The 12,992-nt window shown below is 62.3% G+C and carries 9 protein-coding genes; 5 read left to right on the top strand and 4 right to left on the bottom strand.

Annotated features, from left to right (window positions below; all coding sequences use genetic code 11):
- Positions 1 to 53 precede the first annotated feature (53 nt).
- The 5 genes from HNQ07_RS20930 to HNQ07_RS20910 all read left to right on the top strand — a co-directional run bounded on the left by HNQ07_RS20930 (position 54) and on the right by HNQ07_RS20910 (position 5,353).
- Positions 54 to 635 carry a hypothetical protein gene (locus HNQ07_RS20930; protein WP_184115461.1) on the top strand — a complete coding sequence of 194 codons (582 nt, stop codon included), beginning with the start codon at positions 54 to 56 and terminating at the stop codon, positions 633 to 635.
- A 682-nt stretch (positions 636 to 1,317) separates the two neighbouring features.
- A complete protein-coding gene (locus HNQ07_RS20925; RefSeq protein ID WP_184115459.1) occupies positions 1,318 to 3,111 on the top strand; it encodes a ParB/RepB/Spo0J family partition protein in 1,794 nt (597 codons plus the stop codon).
- Positions 3,112 to 3,381: 270 nt separating this feature from the next.
- Positions 3,382 to 4,377, top strand: coding sequence for a bifunctional DNA primase/polymerase (locus HNQ07_RS20920; protein ID WP_229832256.1), 996 nt, complete (start codon positions 3,382 to 3,384; stop codon positions 4,375 to 4,377).
- A gap of 93 nt (positions 4,378 to 4,470) precedes the next feature.
- Positions 4,471 to 4,698, top strand: a complete 228-nt coding sequence (locus tag HNQ07_RS20915) for a hypothetical protein (RefSeq protein WP_184115455.1) — start codon at positions 4,471 to 4,473, stop codon at positions 4,696 to 4,698.
- Between the two features lie 238 nt (positions 4,699 to 4,936).
- A complete protein-coding gene (locus HNQ07_RS20910) occupies positions 4,937 to 5,353 on the top strand; it encodes a hypothetical protein (protein ID WP_229832258.1) in 417 nt (138 codons plus the stop codon).
- 324 nt (positions 5,354 to 5,677) lie between these two features.
- Here the strand turns inward: HNQ07_RS20910 and HNQ07_RS20905 are convergent, their stop codons facing one another.
- From HNQ07_RS20905 to HNQ07_RS20890, 4 genes are read right to left on the bottom strand one after another with little or no spacing between them, the layout of a single operon-like run.
- Positions 5,678 to 7,015, bottom strand: coding sequence for an McrC family protein (locus HNQ07_RS20905; RefSeq protein ID WP_184115451.1), 1,338 nt, complete (start codon positions 7,013 to 7,015; stop codon positions 5,678 to 5,680).
- Positions 7,012 to 9,117: a DUF4357 domain-containing protein gene (locus HNQ07_RS20900; protein ID WP_184115449.1), complete on the bottom strand. Its 2,106-nt coding sequence runs from the start codon at positions 9,115 to 9,117 to the stop codon at positions 7,012 to 7,014. Before HNQ07_RS20900 ends, HNQ07_RS20905 begins: the two co-directional genes overlap by 4 nt.
- Before the next feature lie 25 nt (positions 9,118 to 9,142).
- On the bottom strand, positions 9,143 to 9,658 hold the full coding sequence (locus HNQ07_RS20895; RefSeq protein WP_184115447.1) for a DNA-processing protein DprA: 516 nt from the start codon (positions 9,656 to 9,658) through the stop codon (positions 9,143 to 9,145).
- A complete protein-coding gene (locus tag HNQ07_RS20890; RefSeq protein WP_184115445.1) occupies positions 9,655 to 12,960 on the bottom strand; it encodes an Eco57I restriction-modification methylase domain-containing protein in 3,306 nt (1,101 codons plus the stop codon). Before HNQ07_RS20890 ends, HNQ07_RS20895 begins: the two co-directional genes overlap by 4 nt.
- Positions 12,961 to 12,992: the final 32 nt, after the last annotated feature.

Below are 12,992 nucleotides of genomic sequence, written 5' to 3'. Positions count from 1 at the left end.
TCGTACTGGCTGAACTCTTTGGCGAGCTGAAACCGGGGCACGCTGGACGGGTCATGGTCGAGGTCACGGCGAAGGGCTGTCGTCGATGGCTGCTCCTGCACGTGGAAGGAGAATCAGGGGATGTCACCTACCATCGTGTGGTGTCGAAATTACGAGACGCCGGCCTGGTCGGCGAACTTGCCTCCGCCAAGTCTGTGCAGAGGCTGATGGGTGATTTCCCACGGCCGATAAAGGGCGTTGGTCAACACGTGGCCGATCAGGAGGGCCGATGCGTCGTCACGCTGAACGTACGTCAGCTCGGCGACGTCACCCAACCCGGCATGACTCGGGCGCTGGTGGGCTGGTTATGTCAGCGGGATCACCCTGGCTACCTGGTGATGGATTTTCATCACGCAGGCCACGGGGTAGGTCGCTGCGATTTGGCACTGGTGCTAACCGCCCGCACTGATCTGGAAGGGCAACGCGCGGCACAGGAGGCAGAAGTCCTGATGTTCGAGGGTCTGGGGGCCGTGGTCGAACAGGATACTCGTCGCCAGGCCGTGCTCCGCACCCTCAAACGTCTGCTTCCTGGGTCAAGAGCCAGGGCTAGGCTTCCGGCCTGTGCGGGCAACATAGCTGACCTGTTTCCGGTCTAACCTGCTTGGAATCCATTTGCTTCCGTTCAGTTCCTGGGACGCGCAGGTGGTTTTCAGTCACAGAATCTTTCACCTCAGCTTAGTTCGCAAAAGAACGTCACTCCCTAGATCTGAGGCTTCGGGGCGGCGTGCGCCCCTGCGCTGGGGGCCTACGGCCGCCCCCCTCGGCGCGCGTGCGCGCCTTCCCCCCGCTGGAAGCGCACGTGCATCGAGGAACGATCCAAGGTGGCCAAGCCTGCCGGCCCACGGAGGCCGGGAAAGGGCAAGCACCGAAGGAGCGCCTGACGGCGCACGGGTGTTGTTTCCCCAACCGGGGCGCTCTTCGAGCTTAGCGTCGTGCTCGCTGCGGTCAAGGGGGGGAGCCTTGACCTCCACTGCGCGCGCCGCTGAGGCGCTCACGCGCCGCCCCTCGCCGGGAAAATGTGGGGGGAAGGGCCAAAGGCAAAAGCAAAAAGACAAGGGCCAACAGCGGCCCCGGACATCCGCGAGCGGCATGCAGGTGAGGCTGTTTCCTGGCCAGAACGCGCGCTGGAGGCGCGGCGCTTCGCGCGTGCCCCCGGACATACGCGGGTTTACCTGCTTACGGGTATACCTGCTTTTATTGACAGCTAAGTAAGTCCAAGATATACTCATGAGTGTAGGGGGCACCATCCACACCCGCCCCCTGCACAAAGGAGCCAAGATGACCGCAGCAACCCCCCTGCCCGCTGACCCCACGCCCGCCCTGCGCCTCACGCAGCCCCAGGAGGCCCCCGCTGCCGAAGTGGTATGTGTACCGTGGAACAGCCTGCGCCGCAGCGATTTCAACCCCCGGCGCACCTTTGAGGACAAGCCACTGTTTGAGCTGGCCGTGGACATTTACCACAAGGGCCTCTTACAGAACCTCGTGGTGCGCCCGCACCCTACTGAGGACGGCGCGTATGAACTTGTGGCCGGGGAGCGCCGTTACCGCGCTGTGGGGCTGCTGGTCGAGGGCCTGGAACTCGTGGACGACCAGGGCGGCGAGAGCGCCATGCTCCAGGTGGCCGGGGACTACACGGTGCCTGTCCAGATCCGGCACCTGATCGATCAGGAGTTGATTGAACTCGCCATCACGGAAAACTCGCAGCGCGAGGACGTGACCCCCCTGGAGGAAGCGGACGGGTACGCACGGCTGACCGGGCTGGGCATGAAGCCAGATGAGATTGCCGCCCGCAGCGGCCACCCGTTGCGGCGCGTCGAGCAGCGCCTGACGCTGGCCTACGGCCTGGGCAAAGAGGGCCGCAAGCTGCTGACCGAGGACAAAATCAACCTCGCGCAGGCCCAGGTGATCGCGCAGACCACGGGCGAACTCAAGCGGCATCTGGTGAAGCTGGTGCGCGAGAACCCCCGCCAGTACAGCGCCGAGCAGTTACGGAAGCTGACCACGGACGGGCGCGTGCTGGTGTCCAACGCTCTGTTCGATGTGGAGGCGTCGGGCCTCGCCGTGTGCGAGGACATGTGGGGCATCATCCCGGCCTACTTCCGGGACACCGCCAAGGCCCAGGCGCTCCACCTTGAGGCCCTTGAGGCCCAGGCGCAGCACGACCGCGACAGCGGACAGTGGGCCTTTGTGGACGTGCTGCCGTGCAGCACCCACGGGAACGTGCGGAACCTGCCGTGGACCACCTACCGCACCTCCGGCCCGAAAGAGTTGCAGGGCGTGGTCTACATTCACAGCCCGAGCGGGGAGATGCACCGCCATGAGGGCGCGGTGCGCGAGGAAGCCGCCAAAGCCGCCGAGAAGGCCAAGCAGAGCCAGTGGCGTGCCCAGGCCCACGCAGAAGTGGCCGCGCAGCCGCCCAAGAACCGTCCGGTGCGGGACGCCGCCCACCGTATCGGCCAGGAGGCCCGTGCCCGTGTGCTGTGGGGGAGCCTCGCCACCGACCCCAAGCGGTGCCTTGCCCTCACCGTCCAGGGGCTGTTTGAGAGTGCGAGTGAGGTCAGGGTCAAGACGGAAACAGCCCCCAGCCTGAGCGCCCCCCTGCCGGAAGTCGTGGCCCTGGTGCAGCGGTGGGCCGCCGAGCGTCCTGACCTGTTCCAGACGCACAAAGAGGGCACGATGGTGAACGGCCCCCACGGGACGAAATTCCACGCGGCCCTGATGGAGCTGAGCGAAGGCGATCTATTGAGCCTGCTCGCGTACCACATGCACGACTCGCTGCACCACTGGACGGCCTTCAGCGCCACGGCCCGCCCTGGGGAGCTGGCGGTGCATGTGGCCCAGCAGATCGGCGCGGACAAGCGGCTGGCGCAGGAGTGGACAGTCACGGCGGACTACCTGAGCGCCTACACCATTCCGCAGCTCACGGCGCTGGTCGCCACGATGCCGGGGAAGGTGCAACCCAGTATTGCGCCCAATGTTGGCAAGAAGGAACTTGTGGGCCGCATCGTGGAAATCGCCGGGGCGCTCCGTGAGGCCGGGTGGGTGCCGGACGTGGTGAGGTTCCAGCGGTAACGCGCCTGGGGGGCTTGCTGGCCCCCCAGGCCCCGAGTGCCCGCCAGAGTGGCCAGCTTGCTGAGCGGCGCGGATGGAGGCAGGACGGTAAAACGTGGATATGTGCGAATTGTTCCGCAGACTCAGTAGGAGATGAAGGGGGATGTGCCCCCCTTCGCTTGCTTTTGGCAGATGTTTTCTTGACTTATAACTATACATTCCATACACTTATACAAAGGAGGAAGCCACATGCCGTATGCAACCGTTACCCAGTTCGGGCACCATAAAGCCATGAGCCTCACGCCCCACGATCTTTTGCGGACTGCCAGGCAGTACGTGGACGCGGGCCTGAGCGTCATCCCCGTGGGGGTCAGTGGCAGCTACGCCAAGCACCCGCACTACGACGCCCTCAAGAAGACCGAACACTGCTACTGGGATGAGGGGCGCGGCAAGTGGGTGGCGACGTGGCTGGCGTTCCGGGAGCGCTTGCCGACGCAAGGTGAGCTGCACGCCTGGTTCATCCTGCACGGCGCGCAGGGTATGGCGCTGGTGACGGGGGAGATCTCCGGCCTGGTCGCCCTGGACTTTGATCAGGGGGCCGGGGTGGACACCATGCACCTGCTGGGCATCGAGCCGCATGTGCGGAGCGCCAGCGGCGGCTACCACGTCTATGTGAGGCATCCCGGCTGGCACGTGTCCACCACCAACAGCAACACCAAGCGCAGCTTGCCGCCCGGCGTGGACGTGCGGGGCGACGGCGGCCTGGTCGTGTTGCCTCCCACCGTGACCGACGCGGGCCGCTACGAGCGGTTGCCTTGCAAGAAACTCCTGAACCGGCTGACCATCCCTGAGACCGCTGAGCTGGCCGGTCAGCGCTACCGCGTGCGCGAGTTGCTGGGCCTGGCATGCGCGCCGGAGTGCCTGGAGGAAGCGCCGCGCGCGGCCGTGCGTGCCCCCGTGTTCAGTGCGCCGGGTTCGAACCGTGGCGAGGAGCACTGGCGCGTGGACTACATGATGCTCGCCCTGCGCGCCCAGAACCTCGCCGCGAGCCGTGGCCGCAACGACGCTGGATTCTGGCTGGCGTGCCAACTGCGGGACAACGATTTTTCCCAGGACGAGGCCCTGGAGGTCGGGCCCTACTGGCTCTCACTGCTGCCGGGCACGAACACCAAGGGCGCCAGGGAAGCCTACGTGCTGGCCCACTTTGAGGCCTCGGTGCGCAGCGCCTACCGCAAGGTTCCTGCGGGACGTGACTCGAAGCCGTGGGTGAAAGGCTACGGGCGCTGAATCGCTTTTCTTGACTGCTAAGTAAGTTATAAGTATACTTATGGATGTAGGGGATACCTTCCACACCCGCCCCCTGCACAAAGGAGCGGAACCATGTCCCTTACCCCAGCAGAACGCGGTCAACGTGGCGGTCAACGAACCGTCGAGCGGCACGGCCAGATGCACATAGAGTGCATCGGACGCCAGGGCTTCCAGACCACCGTGGAGCGGCATTACGGAGGCGACGTGCACGCCTACATGGCCGCCCTGTGGGCTCTCCTGGGTGCCGGTGCCAAGGTGGCGTACGACCCGAACCTGGGTTGCCGGGTGGCCGCCGCCTGAATGGCGAGTGGGCGGCCAGGGGCCGCCCACCGCTGAATCACCCTGCACCAGGTTTCCACACCCGCAAGATGCCCAGTTGGCCGCTGGGAAGGAGCATCCCAAAACCAGCGGCCATTCCTCGCACTTTAACACGCCCCTGCGCGTCAGGAAAGGATCCGCCACGATGCAGCCCGCCGTGATCCCCTCGCCAGCGCCACTTCCCAGCATCCACAAAGTCAAGTTCCCGCATACTCGGGGCATGTCCAAGACGTCCCTTGCTCTCCCGGAAGTCCTGAAGTCCTACCCCGCCCTGGACAAGCTGACCTACCTCTATGTCCGCGACCATCCCGGAATCATCCACGTGCAGGATATGGTCGACCACTATGGCCACCACTTTCAGACGATGGCCGCCAGTCTCCGACTGCTCCGGGCCAACGGCCTGGTCATCGCCACCAAGGAAGGTGGACTGGTGCCTGGCGAAGGGCGGGAAGCCGGCGCGTACCGGGTGGCGACGGCCGAGGAGCTGCAGCGCGCCCAGGTGTACGACCCGGCGATGAAGGCCAAGGGCAAAGCGGCGAGCACCAGGGCAAGTCGTATGGAAGCGCCAGGGGAGACCATGGGCGCCCGCACGGCGCGCCGTCAGAAAGGCCAAAGCGACACTGGCGAACAGCAGTGATGAGCTGGCGATTTGGGATGGGAGGTGCTGAAGGTTGAGGGCGCATAATCGTGGCCCACACGACGGATCTGGTCGGTCAGACCTCGGGCCACGTGGGCTTCACGGCCAGCGAGTATCCCCGCCTATATGGGAGGGTGAGGAGGGCCAGCAGCGCGGCCGCCAACTCGATTGGGAGATGTGATCAGCCAGAAGCTGCCCAGCATGCAATTGATGTCAGTAAGCACGATTAGGGCATAGGCGGGTGCATGGATAACGTGGCGGGGCTGCTCAACTCTGCGGAACATTCCCGCCAAGCCGTAGATCTCTTGCAAGCTGGCGCTATCACTAGGAATTTACCTCTAACCCTCGTTGATCGAGCCAACCGTGCAGACCTATCGTCGGCGTCTCCTGATGTAGATCTACTGTAAGCAGCTTCAATGTCTGTCCACCCGGCAGTTGAATATCTGGGAGGTGGTTGGGCAGTCCGGCAAGGTAGGGATAGATCAGGCACAGGACTCGTTGTCCTGGCTCTGACTGGAAGACTTCGCTGTAGGCCAGCATCTGATACGCGTCGGCATTGCCCACGCCGTGAGGAAAAGCGCGGTCTGCCTTGAGCCGTTTCCATTTGGTGTCGGCAATGACCACGGGCTGGCCGGGGGGGTGAATCATCAGATCAGGGCGCAGGGCGAACACAGGACGCGCTTTGCCCGAGGGCTGGGGCAGAACCCTGCCGAGATGTTGCCCTTTGACCTGTGTCTGCACCTGCCACTCAGGATGCTGGGTGCGGAGAAGCTGCGCCACGTAAGACTCGTACACGCGGTTCATGTCGAACAGCACGGCGGTCACACGAGCGGCCGTGCCTGCCGTCAGCGGATTCAACTCGCCCAGGATCAGGCGACAGATGTCGAGGGCGGGGGCGAAGTGAGTGTACCCACGCTCCAGCTTCCAGAGCGTGAAGTCCCGGCGAACATCGCGGCTGGCAGGGACATCTGCCAGGGCGTGCAGCAACTCACGGGCGAGCCTCCGACTGTCGCTCCGGCCCGTCATGCGGGCGATCCGCTCAACGGTCAGGCGCACCAAGCGCGTCTCCGGGCGATCCGGCAGAAACTCGTCATACGTCACGTGCAGCAGATGGGCCCGGTGCGGGGGTTGCCGGAGCTGCCGCGACAGATCCAGGCGGCCCCGCAGTCCAGCCCGTTCCTCCTGAATCTCCCGGTACCTGTGCGGGACGCCCCGGCGAATGGCAGCCCGCAGCACCTCCAGGGCGTAGCGCAGCACCACCTCGAAGAGCCGCATCTGGGCGGGGTCAAGGTCGGCGGGCAGGGCCGCGCGGTAATTGTCCCCAGCCGCAGCCAGCATTTTGAAGAGCAAGGCGCGGCTACGGCCCACGGTCTCTCCGTCTGCGTCACCGGCCCGGTCGTGGGTCTTGGGCAGGAGTTCCACAGTGGTGCCGTCTGGAGTGCGGATGACACCCACCCACTGTTGCAGGCGCAGCGCTGGCTGGGTGCCGCGCAGGGTTGGCCGGGCAATCACCTCTTCCTGGCCTTTGTGCCCCTCTACAGGCGTCTGAAGAAAAGCCCGGAGGGCGTCAAAAGACTCGGGAGGAAGGCCGTGAACCCCCGCTTCCTGAGGCGCCACGCCGCGCACGAGCAGGTCGTACTCGCGGGCGATGACGTACGTCATGGCTGGATGTAGACGCCCTGGAAGGCGCTCAACCGCCCGAAGGCTTCCTCGTTGTAGGTGTAGCGGCGGCGCTGGCCCGTGCCGTCACCAGTGCCGCTGACATGGATGAACTGGTCGGCCTGCTCGGTCTTCTGGTCGTCTCCCAGCACCTCGCGGATGCTGTTCCAGTCCTCGAAGAAGTATTCCTCCAGCAGGGGCAGAATCTTGTGGCGCAGGGCACCCGCCACCTGTTCTAGTGTGGGCTGGACGCCCAGCAGGTAGGCGTGCCCGATCATCTGGTCGCGGCTCAGGCGCTCCTCGATGCGTTCGTTGAGGGTGCCCAAAAACGCCTGGAGGTTCAGCGTGCCGCCCTCCACTTCCAGAGCTTTGGGCAGCAGACTGGGGTCGGGCCAGACAGCGCTGAAGGTGAAGCGCCGCCGCAGGGCCGCGTCCATCTGCGTCAGGCTGCGGTCTGCCGTATTCATGGTGCCGATCACGTAGAGGCTCTGCGGCACGCTGAGGCGGCGCTTACTGAGCGGCAGCTGCACAGTGAGCGCTTCGGCGGCCCCGGCGCGCTTACCCTCTTCCAGCAGCGTGATCAGTTCTCCGAACACCTTGGAGACGTTCCCCCGGTTGATCTCGTCGATGATCAGCACGTGGGCCCGCAGGGTACCTTCGGCTTCCTCGTCACCGACCGCGCCGCCGGCCTGCCGCACGGCCCGAAGGAACAGGCCGTCTTCCAGCTCGTAGGCCAAGGCGCCACTTTTCATAACTGGCTTGAGGCCCTCGATGAAGTCCTCGTAGCCGAATGACTGATGGAACGTCATAAAGGTGACCCGGCCTTCGGCGGCCAGCTCGTCGTAGCGGGCCTTGCGAGCCTCACGCTGGTTCTTCTCGCTGTGCGAGGAGGCGAACGACGGCTCCAGAATCTTGAGCGCCTCGTCGATGACTGAGTAGGTCTTGCCGGTGCCGGGCGGGCCGTACAGGATCTGGTTCAGCGGCACACCGGGCGGAGCGCGGAACTTCACCTCTGGCGTGGCTCCGTCCGTGGGGAGGATCACCTCGCCTTCCTCCTGCGCGGCCACCCACGCGGCGTAGGACAGCGCCGGGAAGTCCGGTGACAGGTCGCGGGCCTGTTCCAGAACCTGTTCGTAGTCGGCCAGCGTCTTGACCTCGGTCGCGCCGCTGACACCCAACTCGTCCAGGTACGGCACGACAATGCCGTTGAGCGGCAAGAAAGCGTCGGGGTTCAGCCAGAACAGTCCCTGCGTCAGCTTGGGCAACCCCACCTGTTGGATGTCCAGCGCACGCTCAAAGGTTGGCCCTTCCAGCGTGCCGTCGACCGCCTGCCGGGCCAGTGCCCAGAGGGTCGGCAGGTCGTCCGGTTTCCGCTTGCTGCGGTATGGAAAGAACCAGGCGTTCATGGGGTTGCTCCAGGGCACGCCGGTCAGACTGGCCGGTGCGGGCTCAGAAATGCCCAGCTTGTCCCCAATAAACGTGAACAGCTCGTGCACCCGCGAGTCCGTCTTGTGCTTGAGTACGAGCGAGAAAAAGGTAAATGGGTCGATGATCGCCAGTTCCTCGCTCTCGTCGTGACCAACGGAGATCTCGGCCTGACGAAGCAGACGGATCAAGGCCGGATGACGCTCAAGCTCGTGAAATTCCAGCAGCTTGCGGGCCAATGCCTTGAAGAAAGGTGGCCACTCGAAGGTTGGCTCCGTATTTAAACCCTGGAACACCGGCCCCGGCGCTTTGCCTGCCCTCCAGTCGCCGTAGCTCTGCCCGGTGATCTGTTCCTTCCAGGCCACCTGCCCACTCTGTGCGCGGCCCAGTGTCACGGCTGCTGCCGCACTCACCGAGTCGAACACCACGTCCTGCGTGTAGGTCAGCCGCCCCAGATGATCGGTCTTGGCCAGGCGGCCTTCACTGATCAGTGAGCTGCGCAGCGCGAAGTAGTTGTGCCCGGCGAACGACGGGGTGGCCTCTGCCCGCGCATGACTGCCCGCCCGCACCACGAACCCCTTGCCCTGTGGGAACCCGCTGGCCCGCACGCCTGCGCTGACCAGCTCAAAAAGAGGCGGCGTGGCGCTTGCCGGTGGTGCACTTGCTGCGTGTTCCGTCATGTTGAATCCTCCCGTACGGTTTTCGTCATGTGAGACTCGTTGCGTCCGCCGTCTCGTTCCAGACCTGCGCCCCCGCTTTCAGCAGACCCGCGTTCGCCTCGTGTGCCAGTGTCCAGACTTTGCGGTTCGCGCCCAGCCAATCCAGGGCCAGCAGTACCGAGCGGCTGGCTATTGCCGCGTGCTGGATCAGCATTCGTGCCGCCAGATCGGCCACCATCCGGTTGCGTACCTCGGCGTGCCCCCGGTCAGGCCGTTTGACCATTTCGGCAAAGGGAGACACGATGGTCAGCCGCCCCTCCGCCTGCGCCGCCCGCCACTCGCGTGGTGCCCGGCCCCCTGGCCCGCGCGCCAGCACTACCAACAGCGTCTCGTAGCCATGCAGCATTTCCGCTTCGAAGGGCGATTGGAGGCCGCCTACCACGCCCATGCCCGCACCGGCCCAGGCACGCGCCAAGTCATGCGCCCGCAAGATCAGCGACGCCGGGCAAGCACGGGAGCAGAGAATGCCGGTCAGGGGGTGGGGAGGCAGGGAGAGCGTCAATCTTCGCCCTCGGCATCCGCGCCAAGGCGGTATTTGATGTCGTAGTTGATGATGTAGTCAAGTTCACCGGTGGAGAAGTTATAAACATTCGCGAGAATGAAATCAACCTTATCAAAAGATTCCTTGGATTTCTTCGCTTCAAACTCGTCGTATTCCACTTCTCCTGTTGACTTGTAAACAACCTTCTTTCGTTTTGAATTTCTCTGATAGGAAGCGTCTATTTCTTCCGACGCTTCAAATAATAGATCCCTCTGATAGTCGCTTAAATTTCTTATGCTTATTGGGAAGCTTTCAATATTCTCCTTTCCGCAATGATATCCGTCATACATCATTCTCCAATATAGATAGAATAGGCTAGAATTTACTATCGCGGACATTATGCGCGCCGATTTACTGCTATCAGCTTTATATTGCTTGTAATCGTCCGATCTTTTGATACCATCTTTTTCGTTTCTAAAAAATGGTATGTAGCATGTCGATTTGATAAAATACCTCGCTATTCTATGCGCATAAAAGTTTCCGTTGTCTCCGCTCATTGTGAGAGACATTGGCGCATGAGATGATATTTTTTCAAGTACAGTTCTTGCATCACTGTTCTGTAATTTTGGAACGGCCTTATACTTTTTGTAAATTTCTTCTATGTCTACAGTTTCGTATGCAAGATTTTCAAAGATATAATCTCTTGCCTCAGTGTACCATCTATAATAATCTGTGGTAGATATTTTTTTGTCACCAATGCTATTTTCCATGATAACGATTGAAACACACTGATCGGCGCCGTTAAACAATTTACCGGGGCGGCGGCTGAAGAAAGAGAAATGAACCATATTTTTGCTTAACACTAATTTCTGTAACTCTTCCATTCTGTACGTGGCTGCTATTGAATGTGGCACAACTAAACCGACCAGTCCGCCATCACGTGTTATTTTTATACATCTTTCAAAAGTAAATGCGTATAGATTGCCGGATTCTCCGGTTTTATAGTTGTCAATCGTGTATTGCCGTCGCACTTGCGCGTATTCCACATAGGGTGGATTCCCGATTACGCTATCGAACCCGCCCCGGCTCATCACGTTGTGAAATTCAATAAACCAGTGGAAGGGCTGATGGTTCTCACGCCAAGCCTCAAAGCTGCCCGGCTTCTTTTTCTCGTCAATACCGTAATCGGCGGCCAGGTAACCGTTTAGCAGGGTTTCCAGTTCGCCCAGGCGGCGGCGCAGTTCCCGCTTGTCTTCCGGCGTCACCTGTCCGCCGTGGCTGAGTTGCTGCTCGCGGAACATCTGTTCCAGCCGGTCAATGTCCCCGGCTTTTTCCTCGATCTGCTCCCAGGTAATGCCGCTGGTGCCCAGCAATCGACCAGTCACTGCTTTTTCGGCCTCGTCTCGCGTGGCGTAGCCCACCAGCGTATTGCCTGCGCGGATGTTGAAGTCGATGTCGGGCAGGGGCTCCAGGCCCAGGTTGGGCTTGCGGTCGTCCTTCTGGCTGAAGGCCATCAGCTTCAGGAACAGGCGCAGCTTGGCGATTTCTACCGCCTCGGCCATGATGTCCACGCCGTACAGGTTGCGGATGATGATCTGCTTGAGCACGTAGTACTGCCGGTCGTGCTGCGCCTGCTCGGCCAGCACCTCGCGGAAATCGGGCAGCCTCTTGTCGCCTTCGGGCAGGGCCACCACCTGTGATGTCATGCTATCCAGACACTGGTGGTACAGCGGGGCCAGGATGCCTGCGGCAGCGAATAGGAACGCGCCGCTCCCGCAGGTGGGATCGAGCACGGTGACCGTCGTGATGGCTTTCCAGAGGGCGCGGATCAGTTCTGGCCCCTCGGCGTAGCGGATCACATCCTGCGCAAAGGTGATGATGTCCAGGTTCAGCGTGATCAGGTCGGAGACGCTGTGCACTTCACCGCGTTCCAATTTGCCGCGTACTTCGGCGTAACGGGTGTGCCGGGCCACCACTTCCCGCCAGATTTCGGTGGGCAGGGCGTACTCCTCGTCCGCTTTCCTGTTCCATGCCTTGCGCTTTTCCAGCAGGTCGGGTTGGTCGGGGTCGAGGCCCGCTTTGATGTGATCGGGCAGTTCGTACTCGCTGCCCTTACGAACGGCGGCATGGATGTAGCGGTCAGGGTTTTCCCTCAATAAGTCCCAGACCGTATGCTCACCTTCGAAGGCCACCCGGCAGTTCTCGCGGGTACGTTCGAGCACGAAGGGGAGGATGGTGTTCTTGCTGATGTATTCGGTGATGTCTTCTTTGGTGTAGTACGCGCCCATCTGCTTGTTGTTGATGTACTGCTCGAAGATGTAACCCAGCACGTCCGGGTTGATCTCGGGCTTGCCGGCCTCATCGGCCTCGGCCCGGGCGCTCTCATCAATCGTCCAGCGCCAGCCGTCGAAGAAGGCGAAGACCTTCTCGAAGGCCTGATCGGGAATTTCGATGGTGGTGTTTTCCTGCTCGATCCGGTGCTCTTCGAACAGGCCGCCGTTCAGGTAGGGCACCTTACCGATCAGGGCGGTCAGCCCGGCATCGTGCGGTAGCGCTCCCAGACCTTCGTGAAACAGCCGCAGCAGGAACGCCCGGTAAAAGCTCTGGAACTGCCCGCTGCCACGCTGCGCCTGCACTCTTTTCAGGCGGTTTTGCAGGTAGCTGGTATCGCCATCCAGATATTCCTTTTTCTGGATGAAGTACACGAACATGAGGCGGTTGAGCGTCAGGCCCGCGTAATGCTCCCGATCATCCCCCGCGACGCCGTCGATCTGAGTCACGAACGCTTTCCTGACCCGGTCGAACTCTTTGTAGAACTTCTTGGTAACCTTCTCAATCTCGATGTTGCTTGCCTTACGGGCCACATCAATGGTGGTGAGGCCGTCCAGATCCTCGTCCAGACTGACGTACAGGCTCTTCAGGTAGTGAACCAGGGCCTCGTTGCGCAGGCCGCGCTTGTACTCGACGGTGTAGAGGCTGGCCGCTTTGCCCTGCTCCTTCTTGTGCCGCACCCAGAGGGCCTGTTCTCCGCTTGCCGTGCTGTAGATCACCAGCCGTTCGGCCGCCTTGGCATCCAGCTTGCGCTCCAGCTTGCGGATCACGTCCCTGCCGGGAATCTTCCCCCCTTCGGCGGGGCTGGCGCGGTACACCACGAAGTTGACCTTGCGGGCCACCGGCGTGAAGGTGAAGGGCTGTCCGTCGGCCTCCTCACTGATCGGGCCACTGTTGGGGTTGTCCCAGCCAAGTTCCTCAAAGAGGGGACGTGGGTCAGGGGCTTGCAGCGCTTTGCGCAGGGCCTGCGGGGTCGGGGCTTGATCGGTCATGGAGTCTCCGGGCTGGGAAGAGGTGGGGTGCA

The organism is Deinococcus metalli (assembly GCF_014201805.1).
GTDB lineage: Bacteria > Deinococcota > Deinococci > Deinococcales > Deinococcaceae > Deinococcus > Deinococcus metalli.
Note: the sequence above shows the minus strand (reverse complement) of the source record. Positions and strands in the feature narration are given on the sequence as shown.